25 protein-coding genes are annotated in these 24,916 nt (G+C 72.7%); 15 read left to right on the top strand and 10 right to left on the bottom strand.

Features of this window, described 5'->3' with window-relative positions; translation table 11 throughout:
• Positions 1 to 35: 35 nt before the first annotated feature.
• Positions 36 to 833, top strand: coding sequence for an AraC family transcriptional regulator (locus ACZ404_RS25455; protein ID WP_468443619.1), 798 nt, complete (start codon positions 36 to 38; stop codon positions 831 to 833).
• A 46-nt stretch (positions 834 to 879) separates the two neighbouring features.
• Here ACZ404_RS25455 and ACZ404_RS25450 read toward each other — a convergent pair whose 3' ends face one another.
• Both ACZ404_RS25450 and mshA read right to left on the bottom strand, forming a co-directional pair.
• Entirely contained in the window at positions 880 to 1,380 is a 501-nt protein-coding gene (locus ACZ404_RS25450) for a type III secretion system chaperone family protein (RefSeq protein WP_468443617.1), read from the bottom strand.
• Positions 1,373 to 2,710: a D-inositol-3-phosphate glycosyltransferase gene (gene mshA / locus ACZ404_RS25445; protein WP_468443615.1), complete on the bottom strand. Its 1,338-nt coding sequence runs from the start codon at positions 2,708 to 2,710 to the stop codon at positions 1,373 to 1,375. The genes ACZ404_RS25450 and mshA overlap by 8 nt, the downstream gene beginning before the upstream one ends.
• Positions 2,711 to 2,920: 210 nt before the next feature.
• On the opposite strand from mshA, the gene ACZ404_RS25440 reads away from it, so the two are divergent.
• The 3 genes from ACZ404_RS25440 (at position 2,921) to ACZ404_RS25430 (ending at position 6,602) form a co-directional block, all read left to right on the top strand.
• Positions 2,921 to 3,736 (top strand): class I SAM-dependent methyltransferase, encoded by an 816-nt coding sequence (locus ACZ404_RS25440; protein WP_468443613.1) that lies wholly within the window; start codon positions 2,921 to 2,923, stop codon positions 3,734 to 3,736.
• 215 nt (positions 3,737 to 3,951) lie between these two features.
• A complete protein-coding gene (locus ACZ404_RS25435; protein WP_468443611.1) occupies positions 3,952 to 5,031 on the top strand; it encodes a C40 family peptidase in 1,080 nt (359 codons plus the stop codon).
• A gap of 281 nt (positions 5,032 to 5,312) precedes the next feature.
• Positions 5,313 to 6,602: a PP2C family protein-serine/threonine phosphatase gene (locus tag ACZ404_RS25430; RefSeq protein WP_468443609.1), complete on the top strand. Its 1,290-nt coding sequence runs from the start codon at positions 5,313 to 5,315 to the stop codon at positions 6,600 to 6,602.
• A gap of 15 nt (positions 6,603 to 6,617) precedes the next feature.
• Here ACZ404_RS25430 and ACZ404_RS25425 read toward each other — a convergent pair whose 3' ends face one another.
• The 5 genes from ACZ404_RS25425 to ACZ404_RS25405 all read right to left on the bottom strand — a co-directional run bounded on the left by ACZ404_RS25425 (position 6,618) and on the right by ACZ404_RS25405 (position 9,347).
• Entirely contained in the window at positions 6,618 to 6,965 is a 348-nt protein-coding gene (locus tag ACZ404_RS25425; RefSeq protein ID WP_468443607.1) for a DUF2516 family protein, read from the bottom strand.
• Positions 6,966 to 7,083: 118 nt separating this feature from the next.
• Positions 7,084 to 7,710 carry a hypothetical protein gene (locus tag ACZ404_RS25420; RefSeq protein ID WP_468443605.1) on the bottom strand — a complete coding sequence of 209 codons (627 nt, stop codon included), beginning with the start codon at positions 7,708 to 7,710 and terminating at the stop codon, positions 7,084 to 7,086.
• 88 nt (positions 7,711 to 7,798) lie between these two features.
• The gene (locus tag ACZ404_RS25415; protein WP_468443603.1) at positions 7,799 to 8,284 is read right to left on the bottom strand and encodes a helix-turn-helix domain-containing protein; all 486 of its coding nucleotides are present in this window, start codon (positions 8,282 to 8,284) and stop codon (positions 7,799 to 7,801) included.
• A gap of 178 nt (positions 8,285 to 8,462) precedes the next feature.
• A complete protein-coding gene (locus tag ACZ404_RS25410; RefSeq protein WP_468443601.1) occupies positions 8,463 to 8,723 on the bottom strand; it encodes a hypothetical protein in 261 nt (86 codons plus the stop codon).
• A gap of 99 nt (positions 8,724 to 8,822) precedes the next feature.
• Entirely contained in the window at positions 8,823 to 9,347 is a 525-nt protein-coding gene (locus ACZ404_RS25405; protein WP_468443599.1) for a DUF4396 domain-containing protein, read from the bottom strand.
• 237 nt (positions 9,348 to 9,584) lie between these two features.
• Between ACZ404_RS25405 and ACZ404_RS25400 the strand changes: the two genes are divergently transcribed.
• The 4 genes from ACZ404_RS25400 (at position 9,585) to ACZ404_RS25385 (ending at position 16,236) form a co-directional block, all read left to right on the top strand.
• A complete protein-coding gene (locus ACZ404_RS25400) occupies positions 9,585 to 13,550 on the top strand; it encodes an nSTAND1 domain-containing NTPase (protein WP_468443597.1) in 3,966 nt (1,321 codons plus the stop codon).
• A 680-nt stretch (positions 13,551 to 14,230) separates the two neighbouring features.
• Positions 14,231 to 14,875 (top strand): hypothetical protein, encoded by a 645-nt coding sequence (locus ACZ404_RS25395; protein WP_468443595.1) that lies wholly within the window; start codon positions 14,231 to 14,233, stop codon positions 14,873 to 14,875.
• 76 nt (positions 14,876 to 14,951) lie between these two features.
• A complete protein-coding gene (locus tag ACZ404_RS25390) occupies positions 14,952 to 15,836 on the top strand; it encodes a glycine betaine ABC transporter substrate-binding protein (RefSeq protein ID WP_468443593.1) in 885 nt (294 codons plus the stop codon).
• Between the two features lie 40 nt (positions 15,837 to 15,876).
• Positions 15,877 to 16,236: a hypothetical protein gene (locus ACZ404_RS25385; protein WP_468443591.1), complete on the top strand. Its 360-nt coding sequence runs from the start codon at positions 15,877 to 15,879 to the stop codon at positions 16,234 to 16,236.
• 129 nt (positions 16,237 to 16,365) lie between these two features.
• Here ACZ404_RS25385 and ACZ404_RS25380 read toward each other — a convergent pair whose 3' ends face one another.
• The gene (locus tag ACZ404_RS25380; RefSeq protein ID WP_468443589.1) at positions 16,366 to 16,521 is read right to left on the bottom strand and encodes a hypothetical protein; all 156 of its coding nucleotides are present in this window, start codon (positions 16,519 to 16,521) and stop codon (positions 16,366 to 16,368) included.
• 121 nt (positions 16,522 to 16,642) lie between these two features.
• Positions 16,643 to 17,332, bottom strand: coding sequence for a phosphate signaling complex protein PhoU (phoU, locus tag ACZ404_RS25375; protein WP_468443587.1), 690 nt, complete (start codon positions 17,330 to 17,332; stop codon positions 16,643 to 16,645).
• Positions 17,333 to 17,569: 237 nt separating this feature from the next.
• On the opposite strand from phoU, the gene phoR reads away from it, so the two are divergent.
• Together phoR and phoP are read left to right on the top strand one after the other, a co-directional pair.
• Positions 17,570 to 18,820: a two-component system sensor histidine kinase PhoR gene (gene phoR / locus ACZ404_RS25370; protein WP_468443585.1), complete on the top strand. Its 1,251-nt coding sequence runs from the start codon at positions 17,570 to 17,572 to the stop codon at positions 18,818 to 18,820.
• 5 nt (positions 18,821 to 18,825) lie between these two features.
• The gene (gene phoP / locus ACZ404_RS25365) at positions 18,826 to 19,497 is read left to right on the top strand and encodes a two-component system response regulator PhoP (RefSeq protein ID WP_018568744.1); all 672 of its coding nucleotides are present in this window, start codon (positions 18,826 to 18,828) and stop codon (positions 19,495 to 19,497) included.
• Positions 19,498 to 19,588: 91 nt separating this feature from the next.
• Here the strand turns inward: phoP and ACZ404_RS25360 are convergent, their stop codons facing one another.
• The gene (locus ACZ404_RS25360) at positions 19,589 to 20,278 is read right to left on the bottom strand and encodes a copper chaperone PCu(A)C (protein ID WP_468443583.1); all 690 of its coding nucleotides are present in this window, start codon (positions 20,276 to 20,278) and stop codon (positions 19,589 to 19,591) included.
• Between the two features lie 618 nt (positions 20,279 to 20,896).
• Here ACZ404_RS25360 and ACZ404_RS25355 point away from each other — a divergent pair.
• The 5 genes from ACZ404_RS25355 (at position 20,897) to cysS (ending at position 24,869) form a co-directional block, all read left to right on the top strand.
• Positions 20,897 to 21,379 (top strand): CarD family transcriptional regulator, encoded by a 483-nt coding sequence (locus ACZ404_RS25355; protein WP_003953493.1) that lies wholly within the window; start codon positions 20,897 to 20,899, stop codon positions 21,377 to 21,379.
• 312 nt (positions 21,380 to 21,691) lie between these two features.
• Positions 21,692 to 22,444 carry a 2-C-methyl-D-erythritol 4-phosphate cytidylyltransferase gene (gene ispD, locus ACZ404_RS25350; protein WP_468443581.1) on the top strand — a complete coding sequence of 251 codons (753 nt, stop codon included), beginning with the start codon at positions 21,692 to 21,694 and terminating at the stop codon, positions 22,442 to 22,444.
• Complete coding sequence (gene ispF, locus ACZ404_RS25345) at positions 22,434 to 22,931, top strand: 2-C-methyl-D-erythritol 2,4-cyclodiphosphate synthase (RefSeq protein WP_468443579.1); 498 nt, start codon at positions 22,434 to 22,436, stop codon at positions 22,929 to 22,931. The genes ispD and ispF overlap by 11 nt, the downstream gene beginning before the upstream one ends.
• 51 nt (positions 22,932 to 22,982) lie before the next feature.
• Positions 22,983 to 23,387, top strand: coding sequence for a PPOX class F420-dependent oxidoreductase (locus tag ACZ404_RS25340; RefSeq protein ID WP_468443577.1), 405 nt, complete (start codon positions 22,983 to 22,985; stop codon positions 23,385 to 23,387).
• A gap of 78 nt (positions 23,388 to 23,465) precedes the next feature.
• Positions 23,466 to 24,869: a cysteine--tRNA ligase gene (gene cysS, locus ACZ404_RS25335; protein WP_468443575.1), complete on the top strand. Its 1,404-nt coding sequence runs from the start codon at positions 23,466 to 23,468 to the stop codon at positions 24,867 to 24,869.
• Positions 24,870 to 24,916 lie beyond the last annotated feature (47 nt).

Here is a 24,916-nt window from a genome sequence, read left to right as displayed (position 1 = left end):
GACCGCCGTACGCCCCCGTCTTGTACGTTTTTTGCATGGCCGCCCGGCAGGAAGTGACCGCGTGGCGCCCCGGTGTCCCGGGCGTCACCGAGGTCTTCCACGCGCACTTCACCGAGTACGCCTATCCGATGCACGTCCACGACGCCTGGACGCTGCTCATCGTGGACGTCGGCGCCGTACGGTACGACCTCGACCGGCACGAGCACGGCACCCCGCACGACACCGTCACCCTGCTGCCCCCGCACGTGCCGCACAACGGCTCGCCGGCCACGCCGGGCGGTTTCCGCAAGCGGGTGGTGTACCTCGACAGCAGCCGGCTCGGCGAGGAGCTGATCGGACCGGCCGTCGACCGGCCCGACCTGCGCGATCCGGTGCTGCGGCAGCGCGTCGGCCGGCTGCACTGCGCCCTCGCCCGCCCCGGCGACGAGCTGGAGGCGGAGAGCCGGCTGACCCTGGTCGGGGAGCGGCTGCGCGGCCATCTGCGGGGCCGGCCCGAGGGGCCGCGGGCGCGCCGGGATCCCTCGCTCGCCCGTGAGCTGCGTGAGCTGCTCGACGCCCGGGTCGTGGAGGGCGTCTCGCTGGAGGAGGCCGCGGGGCTGCTGCGGGCTCATCCCGCCCATCTGGTCCGGGCGTTCAGCGGCGCGTACGGCATCGCCCCGCACCAGTATCTGATGTCCCGCCGGGTCGGCCGGGCCCGCCGGCTGCTGCTGGACGGGCTGGCACCGGGCGAGGCGGCGCCGGCCGCCGGGTTCTACGACCAGGCCCATCTCACCCGGCACTTCAAGCGGCTGGTGGGCGTGACCCCCGGGCGCTACCGGCTCGGCGCGGGCTGAACGCCGTACCGGCGCGCTGAACGTTGTACCGGCGCGGTGGGCGCCGTCAGTCGGTCGGGCGGTCGAGCAGGTGGGTGAACGCGTCCAAATTCCGGGTCGATTCGCCGCGCGACACGCGCCAGGCGTACTCCTTGCGGATGGCGGAGGCGAAGCCCAGTTCCAGCAGGGTGTTGAAGGCGCCGTCGGCGGCCTCCAGGGTCTGGCCGAGGAGGCGGTCGATCTCGTCGGGGGCGACGGCGGCGAGCGGGAGGCGGGCGGTGACGTAGATGTCACCGAGGCGGTCGACGGCGTAACTCACGCCGTACAGCTTGAGGTTGCGCTCCAGCAGCCAGCGGTGGACGCCCGCCTCGTTCTCGTCGGGGTGGCGGATGACGAAGGCGTTCAGGGAGAGGGTGTGGCGGCCCACGAGCAGGGAGACGGTCGTGGAGAGCTTGCGGGTGCCGGGGAGTTTGACGACGTAGTTCCCGGGCTCGGGGCTCTCCCATTCCAGTTCGGCGTCCTTCAGCACGCCCTCGACGACCTGCGCGGCCCTCTCGACATCACCCATGCTGGGAGCGTACGCGACGGCGGTGGGACTGGGTCGCGGCCGTGTAGACGTCGGCGGTGGCGGCGGCGGCCGTGTCCCAGCCGAAGGACTGGGCGTGCCGGGCGGCGGCCTCCCCCAGGTGCGCCGGCAGGGTCGGCTCGTCGGCGAAACGGCGCAGCACGCGCGCGTAGTCGGCCGGGTTGTGGCCCTCGACGAGGAAGCCGGTGGCGCCGTCGCGCACGGCGACGGGCAGGCCGCCGACCGAGGCCGCGAGCACGGGGGTACCGGTGGCCTGCGCCTCTATGGCGACCAGGCCGAAGGACTCGCTGTAGGACGGCATGACGAGGACGGAGGCGGCCCGGAACCAGTCGGCGAGCTGTTCCTGGCCGACCGGCGGGCGGAACCGTACGACGTCGGCGATGCCGAGCCGCGCGGCGAGCTTCTGCAGGCCCTCGGGCTTGGCGAGGCCGCTGCCGCTGGGCCCGCCGACGACCGGGACGAGGATGCGGGAGCGCAGGTCGGGGCGCTCGTCGAGAAGGACGGCGACCGCGCGCAGCAGGATGTCCGGGGCCTTCAGGGGCTGTATGCGGCCCGCGAAGAGGGGGATCAGGGCGTCCTGGGGGAGCCCGAGGCGGGCGCGGGCGGCGGCGCGGCCGTCGGCGGGGCGGAAGCGGTCGAGGTTCACGCCGGGGTGGACGACGGCGACCTTGGCGGGGTCGGCGGCGTAGTGCCGTACCAGCTCGTCGGCCTCCTCGGCGGTGTTGGCGATGAGCCGGTCGGCGGCGGCGACGATCTGGGTCTCGCCGATGACCCGGGCGGCGGGCTCGGGGGTGTCGCCGTCGGCCAGGTTGGCGTTCTTGACCTTGGCCATGGTGTGCATGGCGTGCACGAGGGGGACGCCCCAGCGCTGGGCGGCGAGCCAGCCGACGTGGCCGGAGAGCCAGTAGTGGGAGTGGACGAGGTCGTAGTGGCCGGGGCGGTGTCCGGCCCAGGCCTGCATCACGCCGTGGGTGAAGGCGCAGAGCTGGGCGGGGAGGTCCTCCTTGGCGAGGCCCTCGTAGGGGCCGGCGTCGACGTGCCGGACGAGGACGCCGGGCGCGAGGTCGACGCGGGGCGGGAGGCCGCCCTCGGTGGCGCGGGTGAATATCTCGACCTCGATGCCCTGCGCGGCCAGGCGCTGGGCCAGCTCCACGATGTAGACGTTCATGCCGCCGGCGTCGCCGGTGCCGGGCTGGTGGAGGGGTGAGGTGTGGACGGAGAGCATGGCGACTCGCCGGGGCCTGCGGTGCAGCCGGAGCCGCGGGGGTGCCACCGGGGAGCGACGCCCGAGCCTGCTGACGTACTGGCTCACGTGGCGTTCCTCCTTGCTGCGGGCATGCCTGCCGGAGGACCGACCTCGCCCTCCACGTGGGTGCAACAGCGGACGGGTGCCCTGCCATTTCCCGATCACGCGGCTTTACCGAATCATGACCTGCCGTCGATCAACTGTTCGGCGAGGTGCTGTGCAGGCCACACCGCAGTCGGCCCGGGGCGGGCCACCGGGCCCCTTACCCTCGTAGACATGGCAACCCGCGTCACTGCACGCCCCGTGGGAAGCGTGACGCGGGGGACCACCAACCCCAATCGGCTGCGCCGCATGGACCGGTGGATCGCGGCCGTGCACGGGGCCGAGCTGCGGCGGGCGGCCGATCCGGTGGCCGTGGATCTCGGGTACGGCGCCGCGCCCTGGACCGCCGTGGAGCTGCTCGGCCGGCTCCGTACCGTCGCGCCCCGCGCGCGCGTGGTCGGCGTCGAGATCGAACCGGAGCGGGTCGCGGCGGCGAAGCCGTACGAACGGCACGGGCTGCACTTCCGGCACGGCGGGTTCGAGATCCCGGTGTCCGGGCGCCCGGTGCTGGTGAGGGCCGCCAACGTGCTGCGGCAGTACTCCGAGGACGAGGTCGCCGCCGTGTGGCAGCGGCTGTGCGCACGGCTCGCCCCGGCCGGCGGCGGCTCGCGCGGCGGGCTGCTGGTCGAGGGGACCTGCGACGAGATCGGGCGGCGGCACGTGTGGGTGGCGCTCGGCCCGGAGGGCCCACGGACCGTCACCTTCGCCACCCGCCTCGGCTCCCTCGAGCGTCCCTCGGACCTCGCCGAGCGGCTCCCGAAGGCGCTGATCCACCGCAACGTGCCCGGCGAGCCGGTGCACGCCTTCCTGCGCGACTTCGACCGCGCCTGGGCCGCCGCCGCGCCCTACGCCTCCTACGGCGCCCGGCAGCGCTGGATCCGCGCGGTGCGGGACCTGGCGGCCGACTGGCCGGTGGCCGACTCCCCGGCGCGCTGGCGGCAGGGGGAAGTCACCGTGACGTGGGGCGCGTTGGCGCCGCGCCACGGCTGAGCGGCGCGCCCGGCGGTCGGGAACGATCTCAGGGCGTCGTTCGTCACATCGCCGAGGAGATCGTCGTACCCGGCGGGGACCGGGGGAAATGCGCGGAGGGGGGCGCGGTGCGGGGCCCATCCCACGTGTCACGGCCTCTGTCGTTTTGCGGGCCGTCGTGGCACGATCCTCGGGCGACCGTAAGTTACTGACGGTAAATCAGTTGGGGGAGAAGTATGGGTACGGGCAAGCGCGGCCTGCTCACGGCCGCCCTCACCGTGGTCTGCGCGGTGACGGTACTGGCGGCGCCCGGCACGGCGTTCGCGGCCCCCACCCCCACACCCACCGCCACCCCGAGCGCGCCCGCCGCTCCCCCGCCGAGCAAGGACCTCGAGAAGGTCCGCGAGAAGCTGGACAAGCTCTACCACGACGCGGCCGTCGCCACCGACGCCTACAACGCGGCCGAGGAGAAGGCCGAGCAGCAGTCCGCGAGGATCGTCGAGCTGGCGAAGCAGATCGTCGAGGGCCAGCAGCGGCTGGAGCGGCTCAAGGACCAGGCGGGCGCGGCGGCGCGGGCCCAGTACCGCACCGGCGGCCTCCCGCCCACCGCCCGTTTCCTGCTCAGTGACGACCCGCAGGCGTTCATCGACGGCACCGGCACGGTGCTCAACGGCCAGCGGGCGACGAAGAAGCTGATCGCCGAAATGACCCGCACGCAGAAGGAGTTGCGGGCCTACGCCGACGACGCCTCCGCGCAGTGGCGGAAGCTGGAGGCCAACCGCAAGGCCAAGGCGGCCGCCAAGAAGAAGATCAAGCAGCAGATCGCCGCCGCCGAGAAGCTCGAGTCGCAGCTCGAGCAGAAGGAGAAGGAGCGGCTCGCCGAGCTCGAACAGCAGGCCGCGCACAAGGCGCAGACCGCCTGGCTGGACACCGGCATCCTCGAGGAGATCAACGGCAAGGCCTCCGCGCAGGGCAAGAAGGCGGTCCAGTACGCAACGGACCAGCTCGGCAAGCCGTACGTGTGGGGTGCCGAGGGCCCGAAGGCCTTCGACTGCTCGGGCCTGACCTCCCAGGCCTGGGCGCACGCCGGGCACCCGGTCCCGCGCACCTCGCAGGAGCAGTGGAAGCAGCTCAAGCACGTCGACGTCAAGGACATGCGCCCCGGCGACCTCATCATCTACTTCGACGACGCCAGCCACGTCGCGATGTACATCGGGGACGGCGCCATCATCCACGCCCCGCGTCCCGGCCGGACGGTGACGATCGCGGGGGCGGGCTCGATGCCGATCCTGGGAGTCGTACGGCCCGACGCGTGACGGTGAGAAGCGGGCCCCCGCGCCCGGTGACGCACGTCATGTGACCCACCGCACCCCCAACCCCCGCCCAAACCGGGGCCGTACGTGAGCTTCGTCATCCCCGTCCCCCGGGCGACCTGTCCAACTGCGATAGGGAACGGGGCATATGACAGGGTCCTGCGCCCCAGCGACGCGGCTCACACCATTCCATCGGGGTGGGCAGTACCGCTATGGTCACCCGACGGTGGGTCGAGGTCCCTCGCCCCCACCATGCCCTCGGGGGGAGGGAAGGAACCAGGACGATGCCCGTACCCGTACCGCGGCAGAGAGCGATCCCGGCCGTGGAGAGTGGTCAGGCGCAGACCGCTGCCCCAGGCGGCGGCCACCTCAAGGACGAGGCTCATCACAGCGCCCCGACCGGCGCCACGCTGACCCTGCTGCTGATCGAGGACGATCCGGCCGGCTCGCCGATCGTGCCCGAGCTGCTGGACCCCTCCGGCAAGCCCATCCGTGTGCGCACCGCCCGCAACCTCACCGAGGCCGAGCGGCTGCTCACCGACGACGTCCACTGCATCCTGCTCGACCTGGCGCTGCCGGCGCCCGGCCGCGCCGCCGACGACGACGAGCTGGCCGTGCTCAAGCACGTGCTCGAGCTGGCGCCCCGGCACGCCGTGCTCGCGCTGACCGCCTCCGGCGACGCCGAGCGCGGTGCCGAGGCCGTGCGCGTGGGCGCCCAGGACTATCTGTTCCGGGACGAGCTGGACGGCCGGCTGCTCAGCCGCGCCATCCGCTACGCCGTGGAGCGCAAGCGGTCCGACACCGCCGAGCGGCGCCTGGCCGAGGGCAGGCTGCGCGCGCAGGAGAACCGTCGGCTGGAGCGCGGCCTGCTGCCGACCCCGCTGCTGGAGGGCTCCGCGCTGCGCTTCGCCGCCCGCTACCGCCCGGGCCGCTCCCGCGCGCTGCTCGGCGGCGACTTCTACGACGCCGTCCGCACCCCCGACGGCACCGTGCACGCCATGATCGGCGATGTCTGCGGGCACGGCCCGGACGAGGCGGCGCTCGGCGTGGAGCTGCGCATCGCCTGGCGGGCGCTGACGCTGGCCGGCCTGTGCGGGGACGAGCTGCTGGGCACGCTGCAGCAGGTGCTGGAGCACGAGCGCTCCGACGACGAGATCTTCGCGACGCTGTGCACGGTGGACATAGCACCCGACGGCCGCCGTGCGGGCCTGTGCCTGGCCGGCCACCCGGCGCCGCTGATCGCCCGCCCCGGACGCGCGGCGAAGCTGCTGCCGTACGACAACAACGGCCCCGCCCTCGGTCTGCTCCCCGGCGCGCGCTGGCCGCGGATGCAGGTGGAGCTGGGGGCCGAGTGGAGCCTGATGCTCTACACCGACGGACTGATCGAGGGCCGGATCGGCGCGGGCGGGGAGCGGCTCGGCCAGGACGGCATGGTGGAGATGATCCGCCGCCAGCTGGCCGAGGGCCTGCGCGGCGAGGACCTGCTGCGGGCGGCGGTGAGCGAGGTCCGCGACCTCAACGGCGGCGAGCTGACGGACGACGTGGCGGTGGTCCTGCTGGACCGCACGCCGTAGGCCGGCCTCCCGCCGCTAGCGGCCGCCGTTGTACGGCCCGTACGGACCGTCGCTGCTGCTGCCGCCGCGGCGGCGACCCCAGCCGCTGCCGCCGGAGACCTGCTTGAGGGCGGGCCGTACGTCCACGATGTACACGATGCTCGCGACCACACCGGCGATCGGCAGGATGGAGATGATCGAGAACAGGTAGCTGACGACCAGGGCGATGCCCAGGATGATCAGCCAGAAGACCTTGTTCTGCTTGTCGGCCGCGCGGAACGCGTCCTCGCGCCGCAGGGCGGCGTCGAACAGCCCGAACGCGGCGAGCGCCATGAGGACGATCTTCAAGATCCCCATGAACCCCGCGAAGCCCAACATCAGCATGCTGCCCACCGCCCGTTTGTCCTACGGTCCCGTTCCGATCCCGGTTACGCCGCCACCGTACCCATAGAACGGGCCGGACACCCCAAAGGTGCCCGGCCCGTTCACAGCCCGGTACGGGTCACTTGGCGGGCGGGGTCGTCTTCTTCGCGGTCGGGGTGGCCTTGCGCGGGGCCGGGGCCTTCTTCGCCACGGGCTTCTTCGCGGCGGCGGAGTCGGCCGGCTCGGCCTTGACCACGGTCGGCTTCGGCTCCTCCTTGGCCTTCGGCTCGTCCTTGACGGTGACCGGCTCGGGCTTGCCCTCGACGACGATCGCCAGGTCCTCGATCTCCTCGGCGGCCTCGCCGCGCCAGGTCTTCACGGCCTGCTCGCCGTGCTCGGCGACCTTCTCGTACGTCTCGCGGGCCTTGACGGCGTACTCGGCGGCCACGCCGACGCCGCGCAGGGCGAGGTCCTGGGCGGTCTCGCCGAGCTTCTTCAGGTCCACGTCGAGGGTGCCGATGAACTCGCCCACCTTCGTCTGGATGGTCTCCTGCGCCTCCTTGGCCCGGGCGGCGGCCTTCTCCTGCACGGCCTTCGGGTCGGTGTTGCGCACCTTCTCGATGCGGGCAGGAGCCTCGGCGCGCAGCTGCTCGACCAGGGCGGGCACCTTCTTGGCCTGCTGGAGGGCGAGGTCGGCGGTGCCGGCGGCGAAGTAGAGCGGAGTCGGGTCGCTGAGGGTCTTGCGCAGGTCGTCGGTGATGGCCATGGTGATGGTCCTCCCGGATTCGCTTTCGGCTGAGGGTTTTGTGGGGTCCGCGGTGTGGTGGTCGGGGGCTGACTTGTCCAGGGCCTGCCTACCCTGCCGTCCGCCGCGGACCGGCATCACTGCCGCCGGTCGTGCGGGCGCCGCGTACGGCGGTGTCGCTCGGGACATCGGTGTCGCCGGTCTCGTCGTCCACGTCCCCGTCCTCCACGGCCGCTTCGCCGGTCCCGAATCCGTTCTCCTTGCGGAAGGACTCGTAGATCTGGAGCAGCACCTGCTTCTGCCGCTCGTTGAGCGAGGGGTCGGCGAGGATGACGGCGCGCGTCTCGACCTCGTCCCGGTCCCGTTCGGCGTCGAGGATGCCGGCGCGGACGTACAGCGTCTCGGCGGAGATGCGCAGCGCCTTGGCGACCTGCTGGAGCACCTCCGCGCTGGGCTTGCGCAGCCCGCGCTCGATCTGGCTCAGGTACGGATTGGACACCCCGGCGGCGTCGGCGAGTTGCCGCAGCGACAGCTGTGCGTTGCGCCGCTGCTCGCGCAGGTACTCACCGAGATTGCCGACGTTGAGCGATGCCATGCCTCCACCTTGCCGCACCGCTGCTAACAATTGCAAGCACCCGCTTGCAAAAGTGCGCCACGCCACGCCGGAGCTTCACCCGTTCGCCGCCGGACCCGGTGCGGGTACCTGAGAACCCCGGCTGTACACCCCCAGCTTCCCCTCCGCGCGTACCTCTGCACGTGTGCCGCGCCGGACGTCACCGTCCGGGGACGGCCCGTCGCACGGCGAGGGCGGCGCACAGGCACACCGCTCCGGCGACCGCCGGCGCCGACGCGGGGCCGAACGCGGCCGACACCCCGGTCGCGGCCGCGAGGGTGAGGGTCTCCAGGCTCATGTGGGCCGTACCGAACAGGGCGGCGCCCGCGCCTCCGCGGCGGGAGGGAACGTGGCTGAGCGCCTGACCGTCCGGGACGCCCTCGGTCAGGCCGAGGCACAGACCGACGACCCCGGCCGCCACCCCTTTCCGCCCCCCGGCGGCCACCCCGACACCGAGGTCCCGCCTCTCGACCGATCCTCGACGGGCGGGCGCCGGGCCCCACACGACGATGCGCCGGCGTCAGTGGTACGCGTGGACCACTGCGTGGCCCTTGCCGTGGGTGATCAGCAGGCGGTTGACCGGGGTGGTCACGGCGAAGGCCAGGACCAGGGACAGGGCGAGGGAGGCCCAGAAGAGGAGCTGGCCGAGGCCGGCGTCCATCGCGCCGGGTACGCCCACCATGACGGTGTTGTCGATCAGTTCCATCACGGCGATGGACACGGTGTCCGCCGCCAGCGCCACCTTGAGCGCCTGCCGGACCGGCAGACCGGCACGCAGCACGCCGCGCATGGTCAGCGCGTAGCCGAAGACGAAGGCGAGCGCGATGGAGATGACGACGGTGGCGGCGTTGTGCAGTCCGGCCGCGGTGCCGATGACCATGCCGAGGACTTCACCGATGGCGCAGCCGGTCAGGCAGTGCAGCGTCGCCTGCGCGGCCGTGCGCCACGACGCCTGCGACGCGTGGTGGCCACCGTGGCCGTCCCGGCCGACGTGAGCACCCTGATGCGCCTGCCCGTGCTCGTGTGCGTGCGTGTGGTCGTCCATCGCCGGTCTCCTCTCTCCTCGTCCGTCCGTACATGCCGTTGACCCTGCCGTAACAACGTACCCCCCGGGGGTATTCCCTTTGAGGTTTCAAATGGTCATGACATACTCCCGTCCGGCCACGCCTCGTAACGCTGACCCGGCTCCCCACGGCCCACGGTGAAAGCGAGTGACCAGTGAAGCGACTGCACATTCCTCCGCCCTGCCTGCCCGCACCCGCCGCAGGTCCGGGGAGGTGTCGTGGGGCGTCCTGAGCGGCCGCTGGACCCCGATGCCGGCCCGGTGCAGCGGCTGGCGCACGAGTTAAGGTCGCTGCGCAGGCAGGCCGGCTCCCCCTCGTACCGGGTGATGGCGCAGCGGGCCCGCTTCTCGGTGACCGCGCTGTCGCGGGCGGCCTCGGGCGAGCGCCTGCCGTCGGTCGCGGTGGTCCGGGCGTACGCCCAGGCCTGCGGAGCGGACCCCGACGCGTGGGAGCGCCGGCTGAAGGAGGCGGCCGAGGAGACGACCGCCGGTGCGCAGCCCGAGGGCGAGTCGCCGTACCAGGGGCTCGCCCGATTCGAGTCGGGGGACCGGGAGTTGTTCTTCGGACGGGAGCAACTCGCCGATGAGGCACTGCGGTTGGTGGAACGGCAACGGTTCGCGGTGCTGCTCGGCGCCTCCGGATGCGGCAAGTCCTCGCTCCTGCGCGCCGGTCTGATACCCCGCCTGGAGGCACTCGCGGCGGACAGGGGCGATGATCCGCAGGTCCGGCTGATCACACCGGGGCCGCGCCCGGCCGCCACCCACGGCCCCCTGCTCGCCCCCCGGCCGGACGGCGACGGACGCGAACACATCGTCCTGGTCGACCAGTTCGAGGAGATCTTCACCCGGTGCCGGGACCGCGCCGACCGCTGGCGGTTCGTCGACCAGCTGCTGGCCGCACGGGATCCGGCGAGCCGCCTGCGCGTGGTCGTCGCCATGGGCGGCACCTTCTCCGGCCGGTGCGCCGAGCACCCCGGTCTGGCCGAGGCCCTGCGGCACAGCGCGCTGACCGTCCGCCCGATGAGCCGGGCCGAACTGCGCGAGGCCGTCGTACGGCCGGCCGCGTCGGCGGGCCTGCGGGTCGAGCGGGAGCTGACCGCACGGCTCGTCGACGAGGTCGCCGACCAGCCCGGAGCCCTGCCCCTGCTCTCGCACGCCCTGCGCGAGACCTGGCGGCGCCGGCGCAGCGGGGTGCTGACCCTGGCCGTGTACGAGGAGACCGGCGGCGTGCACGGAGCGATCGCCGCCGCCGCGGAAGAGGTCTACGGCCGTCTCAGCCCCGCCCAGGCGGCCGGCGCCCAGCGCCTCCTGCTGGCCCTCATCGCCCCCGGCGACGGCACCCCGGACACCCGTCACCCGGTCCGCCGCGCCGACCTGCGCGAGTGGCGCGACCCCGAGGTGGCTGCGGTCCTCGACCAGCTCGTCCGCGCCCGGCTCGTCACCCTGGACGAGGAGAACGTCGAGCTCGCCCACGACGCCCTGATCACCGGCTGGCCCCGGCTGCAGCGCTGGATCGAGGAGAACCGGGAGCGGATGCGGCAGCGCCGGCACCTCACCGAGGCCGCCCGGGTCTGGCAGGAGCACGGCCGCGACCCCGGCACGCTGTACCGGGGGGCCCGGCTGGCCGTGGCCCGAGCGCTGTTCCACCGGGACGGGCAGGACCAGGACCTCACCGGACAGGAGCGGGCCTTCCTCAGCGCCTCGCGCGTCGACCACTCCATGGAGCGCTGGACGGCCGCCCGCGCCCGGCGCCGTGAGCTCGGTCTGCTCGTCGCCCTCGCCGTCGCCGTGGCCTGGGCGCTGACGGTCGGCCAGATCGCCTGGCACCAGGACGCCCTCGTCGACCGCGCACAGGTCTGGTCCGCCGCCCGCCAGGCCGCCGACCTCGCCGGCCGGACCGGGCAGACCGACCCCCGCACCGGCATGCTGCTCAGTGTCGCCGCCTGGCGCCTGGCCCCGCTCCCGGAGAGCCGCGCCGCGCTGCTCGCCGCGCTGGCGGAACCCGAACGGGACACGTTCACCGTGCCCGCGCGGACCGCCGGCACCCGCTTCTTCCTGACCGGGTCCGGCCGCGGGCTGCTGCGGGTGGGGGAGGGCCGATGGACGGCCTGGGACGCGGACACCCACCGGCGGGTGGACGGCGGACGGTTACCGGACCTGCCGGCGGTGGGCATCGGCTCCGACGGCAGAACCGTGGGGCTGGGCGCCGCGGAAACCGGGGGTGACGCTGCCGAGGCGACCCGTGCCCGGGGTGGCCGCACCGCCCCGGCCACCCCCGAAGGCACCCGGCTCTGGCGTCTTCCCGCCGGCAGGGACCGCGGCGGTCGCCTCCGTTCGCTGCCGCACGAGGCCGGGGTCCTCGGCTTCAGCGGGCGTGGCTACGTCGTCCGGAGCCGAGGCCCCCGGCCCCGACTGCGGCTTCGCGCACTCGACGACGGCAGGGTGCTGTTCGGGACCGCCACTGCCGACGCCGTGCGGCTCCTGGCCGGCGAGGACGGCCGACTGGTGGCCGTGTGCCGCCGTGACGGGTCGCTCGCCGTGTGGCTGACGCACGCCGGCCCGCCGGGCAGGGGCCGCCCGGTACCGGTACCGGGCGGATGGCAGTCCTCGCGCGCACCGCACTGCACCGTCGCCCTCAGCCGGGACGGCACCCGGCTCGCCGCCCTCTCCGACACCGGCCCACGGGTCTGGGACACCGCGTCGGGTCGACCACTGACGCACCTCACCGCCCCGGACACCCCGGACACCGGCGCGGGGCAGAACACGCCCTTCGCCGCCCCCGACACCGGCGTCGAGCAGCTCGCGTTCGCGCCGGACGGGCGGTTCCTCGCCGCCACCGGGCGGACGGAGCTGACGGTCTGGCGCACCTCGGGGGCACCGCACGAGCCCGTCTTCCGCCGCCCTCTGACCGACGGCCCGGCCACCGCCCTCGCCTGGCCCCCCGGCAGCCGGGCCCTGCGCTACCTCTGCGGCGGCACCGTCCACACCCTCGACATGACCGCCCTCCTGACACCCCGCTGGCGGGACCGGTCACCCGACGAAGTCCTGCTCAGCCCCGACGGCCGCCTGCTGGCCGGCGCCGTGCGCTCCGCCGGCGGCTACCGCTTCCAGCTCTACGACACCGGTACCGGCCGCCTCGTCACCGACCGGCCGGCACCCGGCACGCCCCGGCCCGGCCCCTATGCCGCCGCCCCCGACCCTTCGGCGGTGGCCGCCGCGCGCACCACCCGCCCCCTGATGGCGTTCAGCCCCGACGGCCGGTCCTTCGCTTACGGCACCGCCCCGCGCACGGCCCCGCGGGCGGACACCCCCACGCCCCGCCCCCACGACCCCACCGGCACCCGGATAGCCGTCTGGGACGTGCCGGGCCACCGTCGCCGAGCCCTGCTCGACATCACCGGCCCGGGCACCCCCACGCCGCGCGCGATCGCCCTCGGTGCCGGCGGCCGCAGGCTGCTCGTGTCGGGCACGGCATCCTCCGGAGCGCCCACCGGACAGGTGTGGGACACCGGCCGCCGCACCGGCACGACCGACCCGCACGCCCTGGCCACGGCCCGCGAAGAGGTCCTCGCCTCCGGCTTCACCGGCCGGGCGCCGGACCTCCCGTACGGTCTGGACACCGCCGTACCCGCCGAGGCGCACCACCGCGACGCCTCCGGCGTCCTGGCGCTCGCCGCAGACGGTACGCACCTGGCGCTCGGCGGGCCGTACGGCACCGTCACCGTCTGGGAACGCGCCACGGCCGGCCCCACGGACTGGCACCGGTCCGCCGTCGTCCCGGCCCCGCCCGGCCCACCGGACTGCGCGCCCTGTGCCCGTGTCACCGCACTCTCCTTCAGCCCCGACGGCCGTGTCCTCGCGGCGGGTTACGGCTCGGGCGCCCTGCGGCTCTGGGACACGGCCGTCCGCCGGCCCCTCGCGGTGCTGCACACCGCCGGGGACTCCATCCGTTCGATCGCCTTCGGCCCGGACAGCGCCTCCGTGTACGTCAGTGGCGGCCACGCCCTCGTGCAGCGGTACCCGATCGAGCCCGGACGCGTCATCGCCCGGCTGTGCGCGCGGGCGGCGGCGACGCTCACCGCGGCCGACTGGCGCTCGTACCTCCCCGGCGTGCCGTATCAGCATGTCTGCGACCGCGCCCGACAAACGCCGAGTAATTCGGCGAAGGATTCCAGGAGAGGCTGAAAACACCGCCACCGGCTCCTCCTCGAGGGCCCGCACGCGTACGGAGACATTCGCAGCCGGACCGGTTCGGAAAAACCCCGCAGAGCAACACGCGTAGAAATGAGCCGAGCCGCGCCCCCGGCGCAACCGGACCGCCGCCCCTCGCCGCCGATGCCCTTCTCCCGGAAGCTTCTACCGGTGCCCCGCCTCCCGCCCCCGTGCTCCGTCCGCCCGGTGACCGGACCGCCGCCCGGGCACCCGCAGCCGTACCCCAGGACCCCTCCTGTACCGGCCGGTAGCCCCGCCCCAGGATTGTTTCCCTCTCTGAGCTGCATCGCTCAACAACTCACCGCCGCCCACAGTGGGGTGTGAGCGGTCCGCCGCACCGCCCATCCATCCCCCCGGTATGGCGCGGCGCCGCACGGCCGGGGCCGGCCCTCCCACCCCTGAGGGCCGGCCGAACCGCCGTCGTCACGTGCAGATCCGTCTTTTATGCGCAGCGTCGCCCGAATTCCGGCACGGTTGGCCGGAAACGCCGGGCGGCGCACTTCGGCATGCCTGGAAAAGGCCTCTCGATATTGACCCCCATTCAATTTCGAAGGAACCTTTCATTTCGTATTGACCCTCTCTGCTTTCCGCCTCCAATATGTGGCGCGGTCGACGGGACGTCCGCCGGCCTCCATCCCCCAGTGGAGACATCAATGGAATTCGCGCGCCGCAAGAACGGCTCAGTCAAGCGCCTCTCCCGGACAGCCGGCGCTGTCGCCGCCCTCACCCTGGGCGCATCCCTGCTGGCAGCCCCCCAGACGGCGTTCGCCGAGAGCACGCCCACCACCAAGGAACTGCTCGACGCCTGCAGTTGGGCCGACCTCTGCGAGTTCCACCCGCAGAGCTACTGGGAGTACACCGGCCCCAGGCACCAGGTCGGCAGCACCGCCTACAACTGCGGCAGCCAGACCAACCCGCACCGCATCGACTGGGCCGACACCACCGGCGCCACCAACTCCGTCGGGGTCGCGATCAGCGCGGGCGTCAAGTTCTGGGAGGTGTACGAGGCGTCGGTCGAGGTCAGCTACCGGCACGACTGGACGGTCTCGCACACCGACACCGAGAGCAACACGGTCAACGTCCCGGCCGGCTCGAAGGGCTGGATCGAGCGGGGCACGTCCAAGCAGCAGGCCAAGGGCTGGTACGAGATCCACTTCGGCAGCCGGTACTACGGCCACTACATCTGGTACATCTACGACTACCAGTCGTCCGGGTACAACGGCGACAACCCGAAGAACGGCTACGTGAACCTCAAGGACGCGAAGATGACCGCGGCCGAACGCGCCGCGCACTGCTGACCCGTTCCCCCACCGCGGGCGGCCCGGCCCGCTTCTTCGGCCGGCCGCGCCGCCCGCCCTGTGCGAAGGGTCCGAAGTGAACCCACGTATCCACGGGCCGCGCGTCGCCGCTGCCGTCCTCGGCGCGCTGCTCCTGCTCACCGGCTGCGGGGCCGGTACCGGCGGCAGGGCCACGACCGACGCCCACGCGGACCGCCCGCAGGGCCCGACGGTGATCGGCGCCGACGCCTCGGCCGAGAGCCGGGTCGTGGCCGCGCTCTACGGTGCCCTCCTCACCGAGGCCGGGACCGAGGTGCGGTTGGTGACCACCGGGTACGCCACCCCCGCCGACACCACCCGGGCGGTCGTGGCGGGGAAGCTGAGCCTGGCGCCGGCGTACGAGAGCAGCATGCTGCGGGCGCTGCCGGGCGGGCAGACCATGCCGGGCAACATGGCGGCCACGCTGAGCATGGCCCTGCCGCCCGGGGTCGTCGCGCTGCCCGCGGCCGCCGCCCAACGCGGCCTCGTCCTGGCGGTCGGCCCCGCCACGGCTCGCCGCCACGGCCTGCGCAGCCTGACCGACCTCGCCGGTGCCGGCCGCACCTTCACCCTGGGCGGCTCCGCGGCCACCGCACCCGGCGCGCCGTCCGCCGCGTCCCTGAAGAAGGCCTACGGCGTCACGGTCACCCCCGTCGGTGCCTCGCCGAAGGCCGACCTGCAGGTGCTGCGCAGCTCCGACCCCGCACTGGTCCGAGGGCATCTCACCGTCCTGACCGACCCGAAGGGTGTCGCGGCCCCCGAACACGTCTTCCCGCTCGTCCAGGCGCCCTACGCGGACGTCCCGGCCAGAAAGGCCCTGGCCAAGGTCAACTCGGCGCTCACCACGGCCCAGTTGGCGACGCTGGCCGCCTCCGTCGCGCACGGCGAGCCCCCGGCCGAGGTGGCGCGCACCTGGCTGAGGAGCCGCCGCCTCCTGCCCTGAACCTCTCCTCTTCCTCCCCGGCAACGGAAGGACACCCCCCATGCGCAACCTCGAGCGGAAGCTCACCATCGCCGCGCTCTGCGTCAGCGCCCTCTTCGGCGGCCTCGCGATGCCCGGCACCGCCAGTGCCGCGACGGCCAACGTGCAGATCAGCATCTGCAACGACAACAACGCGTCCGTGACCTTCTACTTCGTCGGCTACAACGACCACGGCGACTGGGGCGGCTCCCGGTTCTGGGAGGCCGGCCCGCACCGGTGCACCCTGGCCGCGGACTACTGGTGGCGGACCAACGGCTCGGTCGAGTTCCACTGGGTCCACCCCGGCACCGCCTGGGACTGGAAGCCCCTGTACGTCCCGAAGGCCAAGGACGGCAGCACCCAGGAGTTCCACGTCTCCTGACCGGGGAGCCGGCGGAGGGTCAGCGGCGAGCGAGCGCGAGCCCTAGTAACGTCCGCCCGACCGAGCCCCGGTGAGGTACCGCGCCGAGGGGCCCCGGCCGTGCCGGAGCCCCTCGCAGGTCGTGCGCCGTCAGCCGCACTGGCAGGGAGCGCCCGACTGGCAGCCGCAGCCGCAGCCCGAGCCGCAACCGCACGCGCCCACCAGTGGCAGGCTGCGGATCTCGGCGGGGGCGTCGGTCTCGCGCTCCTGGGTGGGGTCGGGCGTGGTGCTGGGGGATTCGGCCATGGGTCCCTCCTCGACACGGGGGCTGGGTGCCCTCGCCCATTGCATGCCCGTTTCCCTGGGCGCATCAACGGCGCACGGATGCGCTCACACGCCCCGGAGCCCGGCCGCGAGCCCCCGGAGGTTACGCCCCCTCCGCCCCCGTCACCGGCTTGATGTCCTGCTGCAGCTCATCGGCGTGCTCACCCGTCACCAGGTACACCACCCGCTTCGCGACGGCCACCGCATGGTCGGCGTAGCGCTCGTAGTAGCGGCCCAGCAGGGTGACGTCGACGGCCGTCTCGATGCCGTGCTTCCAGCGCTCGTCGATCAGGTGCTGGAACAGGGTGCGGTGCAGCAGGTCCATCTCGTCGTCGTCCTGCTCGAGCTGCAGGGCGAGGTCGACGTCCTTGGTGATGATCACCTCGGCGGCCTTCGCCATCAGGCGCTGCGCGAGCTGGCCCATCTCCAGGATGGTGGCGTGCAGGTCGTTGGGGACCGCGCGCTCGGGGAAGCGCAGCCGGGCCAGCTTGGCCACGTGCTGGGCCAGGTCGCCCGAGCGCTCCAGGTCGGCCGACATCCGCAGCGACGTCACGACGATGCGCAGGTCCGTCGCCACCGGCTGCTGCCGGGCCAGCAGGGCTATGGCACGGGCCTCCAGGTCGTGCTGGAGCTCGTCGACCTTCTGGTCCGCCTCGATCACGCTCTCCGCCAGCTTCAGGTCGGCGTCGAGGATGGCGGTCGTGGCGCGCCCGATCGCCGACCCGACCAGCCGGGCCATCTCCACCAGACCGTCGCCGATCGAGTCCAGTTCCTCGTGGTACGCGTCCCGCATCAGGGTTCCCTCTCCTACGTCTGCTTCGGCGGTTCCGGGGGCCGTCACACAGCGCGTGCGCCCCGTGGCGAAACCAGCGGTGCGAACCCTACGCTCCCACGTTCCGCCCTCTACGCGTCCGTTTCCGCCACCCCAAATGAACCAGTACTGGCTCCAAGGTGAACTCTGGGCGACGAGTGTTCGAGGTCGCACGTCGACGGCTGTGGCCATGTCGTACCCCGTGCCTAACCTGGAGGCATGGACGTGAACGCGGCGGTCGCCGCAGCGGCAGCGATCGCCGGGGTGCTCACCGGTGTCATCGCCATGCTGGCGTTCCGCTGGAGCGAGCGCGACCAGAAGCGACCCACCAGGACCTCTCTGCACACCGATCCCGTACTGCCGCCCGGCGTGGACACCGTCCTGTCGGTGCTCCGCTCCTCGGCCGTGGTCCTGGACGAGGACGACGCCGTCGTCAAGGCCAGCTCCGCCGCCTACGCCCTCGGGCTGGTCCGCGGCGGCAAGCTCTCCGTGGAGCCCATGCTCCAGATGACCAGGGACACCCGGCGCGACGGCGAGATACGGCAGGTCGAGCTGGACCTGCCCCGGCGCGGCACCGGACGCGGCGAGGCCCTCGCCGTCTCCGCGCGCGTGGCCCCGCTCGGCTCCCGGCTGGTGCTGCTCCTCGTCGAGGACCTCACCGAGGCCCGCCGGATCGAGGCCGTGCGGCGCGACTTCGTGGCCAACGTCAGCCATGAGCTGAAGACGCCCGTCGGCGCGCTCTCGCTGCTCTCCGAGGCCGTCATGGACGCCTCCGACGACCCCGAGGCCGTACAGCGCTTCGCCGGCCGCATGCAGATCGAGGCGACCCGGCTCACCAACCTGGTCCAGGAGCTCATCGACCTCTCCCGGGTGCAGAACGACGACCCGCTGGAGGACGCCGAACCCGTCCGCGTGGACGAGCTCGTCGCCGAGGCCATCGACCGCTGCCGCCACCAGGCGGGCCAGAAGCAGATCACCATGGCCGCCGGAGGCACCGCCGACCTGCACGTCTGGGGCAACCGCGGCCAGCTCGCCGCCGCCCTCGGCAACCTGGTCGAGAACGCCGTGAACTACTCCCCGGCCCGCACCCGCGTCGGCATCGCCGCCCGCCGGGTCGCCGCACCCGGCGGCGACCTGATCGAGCTGGCCGTCACGGACCAGGGCATCGGCATCTCCGACAAGGACAAGGAGCGCATCTTCGAGCGCTTCTACCGCGTCGACCCGGCCCGCTCCCGGGCCACGGGCGGGACCGGGCTGGGCCTGGCGATCGTCAAGCACGTGGTCGCCTCGCACGGCGGGGAGGTCACGGTCTGGAGCGCCGAGGGCCAGGGCTCCACCTTCACCCTGAGGCTGCCGGAGGCGGGCGCGGCCCGCGACCGCGCACAGCAGCACCCGGACCTCGACGACGAGGCCGGCACCACCGAGTCATCACCGTACGAACCGCTTCCCGCCCCGGAGGTCCTTCCGTGACCCGAGTGCTCGTCGTCGAGGACGAGGAGTCCTTCTCCGACGCCCTGTCCTACATGCTCCGCAAGGAGGGCTTCGAGGTCGCCGTCGCGGCCACCGGCCCCGACGGACTCGACGAGTTCGAGCGCAACGGCGCCGACCTCGTCCTCCTCGACCTGATGCTGCCGGGCCTGCCCGGCACGGAGGTGTGCCGCCAGCTGCGCGGCCGATCCAACGTCCCCGTGATCATGGTGACCGCCAAGGACAGCGAGATCGACAAGGTCGTCGGCCTGGAGATAGGGGCCGACGACTACGTCACCAAGCCCTTCTCCTCGCGCGAGCTGGTCGCCCGCATCCGCGCGGTGCTGCGCCGGCGCGGCGAGCCGGAGGAGGTCACCCCGGCCGCCCTCGAAGCCGGCCCGGTCCGCATGGACGTCGACCGGCACGTCGTCACCGTCTCGGGCTCCAAGGTCGACCTCCCCCTCAAGGAGTTCGACCTGCTGGAGATGCTGCTGCGCAACGCCGGCCGCGTCCTCACCCGCATGCAGCTCATCGACCGCGTCTGGGGCGCCGACTACGTCGGCGACACCAAGACTCTCGATGTTCACGTCAAGCGCCTCCGCGCCAAGATCGAGCCCGACCCGGGCGCCCCCCGGTACCTGGTGACGGTCCGGGGCCTGGGGTACAAGTTCGAGCCGTAGGCCGTACACCCGCACCACCGACGACGAAGGGCGGCACCCCGTACGAGGGGTGCCGCCCCGGTGCGTCCGTGCGGACGGCGGATACGACCGCTCAGCGGCCCGCCGCCGACTGCGACGCCGAGTCGCTCGGGGTCGCGCCGGTGGCCGCCGTGCCCCCGGCCGTCTTGGAGGCGCCGGCCGACGGGGAGGACTTGCCCTTGCCCGGCTTGCTGTTGCCGGAGCCCGGGGCGCCGGAGGCCGACGCGGCCGGGGACGCCGGGGCGGACGGGATCTCGCTCGGGCCCCAGCCGCTGAAGTAGCTGGTCGCCGGGACGACGAAGGCGCGCAGGCTCACCGGGCCGGCGTCGCTGAAGGTGAAGGTGACCTTCTGCGCGTTGCCGTCCTGGATGGCCTCACGGCCGTTCGGCAGCAGGGCGGAGGCGTTGTCCTTGCCGCCGAGGATCAGCGAGCCGTGCGCCGGCACGGTCAGGCTCTGCCCCTTGGCGGGCTTGAGCTGGGCGGTCTTGCCGGTGCCCGGGACGGTGATCGACTGCAGGGTCTGCGGCGTGCTGCCCCCGTTGAACAGGGTCGCGGCGACCACGGCCGGGCCGGTCGACTTCTGGTCGGGCTGGGTGATGATCAGAGCGTTCTGGATCTTGATGTTCCCGACGCTGGTGGCTGCGTTGTCCGGCTTGACCTCGAGGGTCTGCGAGTCGCTGCCGGCGCCGCAGGCGGCGAGCGAGGCGATCGAGACGACGATGGCGGAGGCGGCGAGGGCGCCGCGTCGAAGGCTGCTGCTCACGGCGGCGGCAACTCCTTGAACGCAAGGGGCGGCTCCCTTATAAAGCCACCCTCAGTGTCTGTCAGCGGGCCCTAGGCTACCGAGCCGTTCCCGGGCGGCCGCACCCGACCCTCCCCCCAGCCCCCGGCATCCGTCCGCCTGGAGGTACCCCGTCCGTCACAGGTGACGCCCCGGTCACATTGCCCGGGGCGCTCGTCCGTCATTCACATAACGCGGCGCGAACCCCTCCCGGCGCCCTGCGCGAAATTTCGGTGAAGGAATGCGCGGACGCCCCGGATATTGATCACCGGCAGCCCCGCCCGGACCCTGTTGATCAATTCCGGAAACGTCTCGTACCGGGCCCCGGCCACCGAACGGAGTAGCGGAAGTCGCACGCTTGGAACCGGACAAACCGGGATGTTCATCCGCTTGGAAGCGCCTCCGGGAGCGTGTAACGTGCGCGTTTCGCCCCGCCCGGAGAGCCCCTCCCACCTGCGAATACCTGGTTCCGCAGGCCCCTCGAAGCACGTTCCTGTCGCTGTTGTCAAGCCCCGAGATATGCCCTGACCTGCGAAAACGCCATTCAGAACCCGCGGTTTCCGTGTTACCCTGGATAGCCACGGAAGGGGTACCTGTCACATGACGTTCAAGGTTGGCGACACCGTGGTCTATCCCCATCACGGGGCCGCGCTGATCGAGGCCATCGAAACTCGCCAGATCAAAGGCGTGGACAAGACCTACTTGGTGCTGAAGGTCGCCCAGGGTGACCTGACGGTACGTGTGCCAGCGGACAATGCGGAGTTCGTCGGCGTGCGTGATGTGGTCGGTCAGGACGGGCTCGACCGGGTCTTCGAGGTGCTGCGGGCTCCGTATGCCGAGGAGCCCACGAACTGGTCCCGTCGCTACAAGGCAAACCTGGAGAAGCTCGCCTCCGGCGATGTCATCAAGGTCGCGGAAGTCGTGCGTGACCTGTGGCGTCGCGAGCGCGAGCGCGGACTGTCCGCCGGTGAGAAGCGCATGCTCGCCAAGGCCCGCCAGATCCTGGTGAGCGAGCTCGCCCTCGCGGAGAACACGAACGAGGACAAGGCCGAGGCCCTGCTCGACGAGGTGCTCGCGTCCTGACGCGCAGCAGGCGGCACCCGCTGCCCTCAGCACACTGATCATGCCGCGGTGCCCGATGACACTGATCCTGTCGCCGGGCGCTGCGGCATGTTCGTCCCCGGAAAAGATCCGGTTCGTCCCGGAAAAGATCCGGCCGTCGCGCTCGCCGTAACGCCTGCCGTTCACCTCGGGAGAAGCCCCCCGATACTTGATGTGCCGGGCCCGGGCAGATGGCTCGACCAGGGTCACGGAAGGGTCCGGTCAAGGCGTCGCGCCCGGCACTCCTCCAGGCCATACCCACGTAGGTCGAGCACACAAACCTGACAGGAACCGATGTCTGACGATTCGCGCCCCGCACCTGCGCAGATCCCCGTCGCCGCCGTGATTCCCGCCGCCGGCAGGGGCGTACGCCTCGGTCCGGGCGCCCCCAAAGCGCTGCGCGCGCTGAACGGCACGCCGATGCTGATCCACGCGGTCCGCGCCCTCGCCGCCTCCCGCCACGTCTCCCTGGTCGTCGTCGTGGCCCCGCCCGACGGCGCCGCCGAGGCCAAGTCGCTGCTCGATGCGCACGCCCTGCCCGAGCGCACCGACTTCCTCGTCGTCCCCGGCGGGGACAGCCGCCAGGAGTCCGTCCGGCTCGGCCTCGACGCGCTGCCGCCCGAGTACGGCATCGTCCTCGTGCACGACGCGGCCCGCCCCCTCGTCCCGGTCGACACCGTCGACGCGGTCATCGAGGCCGTACGCGACGGCGCCCCCGCCGTCGTCCCGGCCCTGCCGCTCGCCGACACCGTCAAGGAGGTCGAGCCCGCCGCCACCCCCGGCGACCCCGAGCCCGTCCTCGCGACCCCCGAGCGGTCCCGGCTGCGCGCCGTCCAGACCCCCCAGGGCTTCGACCGGGCGACCCTGGTCCGCGCCCACGAGAGCGTGACCGGGAACGTCACCGACGACGCCGGCATGGTCGAGCAGCTCGGCCTCACCGTCGTCGCCGTACCCGGCCACGAGGAGGCCTTCAAGGTCACCCGCCCCCTCGACCTCGTCCTCGCCGAGGCGGTCCTCGCCCGCAGGAGGCTCAACGATGGCTTCTGAGGCACCCCTCGTGCTCCCCCAGGTCGGCATCGGCACCGACATCCACGCCTTCGAGGAGGGCCGCGACCTGTGGTGCGCCGGCCTGAAGTGGGAGGGCGAGGGACCGGGCCTGGCCGGGCACTCCGACGCCGACGTCGTCGCCCACGCCGCCTGCAACGCCCTGTTCTCCGCCGCCGGCCTCGGCGACCTCGGCCAGCACTTCGGCACCTCCCGCCCCGAATGGTCCGGCGCCTCAGGGGTGACCCTGCTGACCGAGGCCGCCCGGATCGTGCGCGAGGCCGGCTTCACCATCGGCAACATCGCCGTCCAGGTCGTCGGCCCCCGCCCGAAGATCGGCAAGCGCCGCGACGAGGCCCAGAAGATCCTCTCCGGGGCGGCCGGCGCCCCCGTGTCCGTCTCCGGCGCCACCACCGACGGGCTCGGCTTCCCCGGCCGCGGCGAAGGACTCATGGCCGTGGCCACGGCACTCGTGGTGCGGGTGAGCTGACGGCGTGCGAGGGTACCCGCATCAGCCACCGCCGACCGAGGAGGTACCCCCATGCCCGCCACCTTGTCCGACCGGCTCAAGTCCCTGCTCGACAGCAAGGTGTTCATCGTCCTCGGGACCCTCCAGCCCGACGGCGGCCCGCAGCTTTCCCCGGTCTGGGTGAAACGCGACGGCGACGACATCCTCGTCTCCACCACGGTCGACCGCCGCAAGACGAAGAACCTCGACCGCGACGCCCGGGTCAGCGTCGTCGTCCAGGACCCCGACTCCCCCTACGAGTACGCCGAGATCCGCGGCACCGCCGAGATGACCACCGACGGCGGCCCCGAACTCATCGACGAACTCAGCCTGAAGTACACCGGCAAGAAGTACGCCGAGTTCAACCCCGCCTCCGCGCAGGACGCCCAGCGGGTCGTCGTACGGATCCGGCCGCAGAAGGTCACCGGAAGCATCTAGGACCCGGTCCGCGGACAGAAGGACCGGTTCCGCGCGGGAAGGCGCCGGGCACTGCCTGGCGCCCACTACTCTGGAGTGGTGACTATTCGCCTGTACGACACCAGCGCCCGGCAGATCCGTGACTTCACCCCGCTCAAGCCGGGCTGCGTCTCGATCTACCTGTGTGGCGCCACCGTGCAGGCGGCACCGCACATCGGGCACGTCCGCTCGTATCTGAACTTCGACATCATGCGCCGCTGGTTCACCCACCGCGGCTACGACGTGACGTTCATCCGCAACGTCACCGACATCGACGACAAGATCATCACCAAGGCCCACGAGCAGAACCGGCCCTGGTGGTCGATCGGGTACGAGAACGAGCGCGCCTTCAACGACGGCTACAACGCCCTCGGCTGCCTGCCGCCGACCTACGAGCCCCGCGCCACCGGCCACATCACCGAGATGGTCGAGATGATGCAGCGCCTCATCGAGCGCGGCCATGCCTACGAGGCCGACGGCAACGTCTACTTCGACGTCCGCTCCTTCCCCGGCTACCTCGAGCTGTCCCGGCAGGAGCTGGACAACCTGCTCCAGCCGTCCGGCGAGGGCGAGACCGGCAAGCGGGACCCGCGGGACTTCGCCATGTGGAAGGCGGCCAAGCCCGGCGAGCCGACCTGGCCCACCCCCTGGGGCCCCGGCCGCCCCGGCTGGCACCTCGAGTGCTCCGCCATGGCGCACAAGTACCTCGGCTCCGCCTTCGACATCCACGGCGGCGGCCTCGACCTGATCTTCCCGCACCACGAGAACGAGATCGCCCAGGCCAAGGCCTACGGCGACGACTTCGCGCGGTACTGGGTGCACAACGCCTGGGTCACCATGGCCGGCGACAAGATGTCCAAGTCGCTCGGCAACAGCGTCCTGGTCTCCGAGATGGTCAAGCAGTGGCGGCCCATCGTCCTGCGCTACTACCTCGGCACCCCGCACTACCGCTCGATGATCGAGTACAGCGAGGAGGCGCTGCGCGAGGCCGAGTCCGCGTTCGCCCGCATCGAGGGCTTCGTGCAGCGCGTCGTGGAGAAGGCCGGGGGAGTGGTCGAACCGGCCCCCGAGGTCCCGCCCGCCTTCGCCGAGGCGATGGACGACGACCTGGGGGTCCCGCAGGCCCTCGCCGTCGTGCACACCACCGTCCGGCAGGGCAACAGCGCCCTCGCCGCCGACGACAAGGAAGCCGCCGTGGCCCGCCTCGCCGAGGTACGGGCCATGCTCGGCATCCTCGGCCTCGACCCGCTCGACCCGAACTGGGCCGGTGAGACCGACCGGGGCGAAGACCTGCACGGCGTCGTCGACAGCCTCGTACGCCTCGTCCTCGACCAGCGCGAGTCCGCCCGCGCCCGCAAGGACTGGGCCACCGCCGACGCCATCCGGGACCAGCTCAACCAGTCCGGCCTCGTCATCGAGGACAGCCCCCAGGGCCCGCGCTGGAGCCTCGGGCCGCGCTCCTAGACCCCGGCCCTTGATCGATTGTGCCGCCCGGGCCTCCGGGCGGCACA

This window comes from Streptomyces sp. NPDC030798 (genome assembly GCF_055572275.1).
The sequence above is the reverse complement of the archived record's forward strand: the minus strand, read 5'-3'. Positions and strand labels throughout refer to the sequence as shown.

Coding starts and splice junctions, on each gene's coding strand:
- ACZ404_RS25455 (WP_468443619.1), top strand. CDS start 36: ATGGCCGCCCGGCAGGAAGTGACCGCGTGGCGCCCCGGTGTCCCGGGC.
- ACZ404_RS25450 (WP_468443617.1), bottom strand. CDS start 1,380: ATGGGTGATGTCGAGAGGGCCGCGCAGGTCGTCGAGGGCGTGCTGAAG.
- ACZ404_RS25440 (WP_468443613.1), top strand. CDS start 2,921: ATGGCAACCCGCGTCACTGCACGCCCCGTGGGAAGCGTGACGCGGGGG.
- ACZ404_RS25435 (WP_468443611.1), top strand. CDS start 3,952: ATGGGTACGGGCAAGCGCGGCCTGCTCACGGCCGCCCTCACCGTGGTC.
- ACZ404_RS25430 (WP_468443609.1), top strand. CDS start 5,313: ATGCCCGTACCCGTACCGCGGCAGAGAGCGATCCCGGCCGTGGAGAGT.
- ACZ404_RS25425 (WP_468443607.1), bottom strand. CDS start 6,965: ATGCTGATGTTGGGCTTCGCGGGGTTCATGGGGATCTTGAAGATCGTC.
- ACZ404_RS25420 (WP_468443605.1), bottom strand. CDS start 7,710: ATGGCCATCACCGACGACCTGCGCAAGACCCTCAGCGACCCGACTCCG.
- ACZ404_RS25415 (WP_468443603.1), bottom strand. CDS start 8,284: ATGGCATCGCTCAACGTCGGCAATCTCGGTGAGTACCTGCGCGAGCAG.
- ACZ404_RS25405 (WP_468443599.1), bottom strand. CDS start 9,347: ATGGACGACCACACGCACGCACACGAGCACGGGCAGGCGCATCAGGGT.
- ACZ404_RS25395 (WP_468443595.1), top strand. CDS start 14,231: ATGGAATTCGCGCGCCGCAAGAACGGCTCAGTCAAGCGCCTCTCCCGG.
- ACZ404_RS25385 (WP_468443591.1), top strand. CDS start 15,877: ATGCGCAACCTCGAGCGGAAGCTCACCATCGCCGCGCTCTGCGTCAGC.
- ACZ404_RS25380 (WP_468443589.1), bottom strand. CDS start 16,521: ATGGCCGAATCCCCCAGCACCACGCCCGACCCCACCCAGGAGCGCGAG.
- phoU (WP_468443587.1), bottom strand. CDS start 17,332: ATGCGGGACGCGTACCACGAGGAACTGGACTCGATCGGCGACGGTCTG.
- phoR (WP_468443585.1), top strand. CDS start 17,570: ATGGACGTGAACGCGGCGGTCGCCGCAGCGGCAGCGATCGCCGGGGTG.
- ACZ404_RS25355 (WP_003953493.1), top strand. CDS start 20,897: ATGACGTTCAAGGTTGGCGACACCGTGGTCTATCCCCATCACGGGGCC.
- ispD (WP_468443581.1), top strand. CDS start 21,692: ATGTCTGACGATTCGCGCCCCGCACCTGCGCAGATCCCCGTCGCCGCC.
- ispF (WP_468443579.1), top strand. CDS start 22,434: ATGGCTTCTGAGGCACCCCTCGTGCTCCCCCAGGTCGGCATCGGCACC.
- ACZ404_RS25340 (WP_468443577.1), top strand. CDS start 22,983: ATGCCCGCCACCTTGTCCGACCGGCTCAAGTCCCTGCTCGACAGCAAG.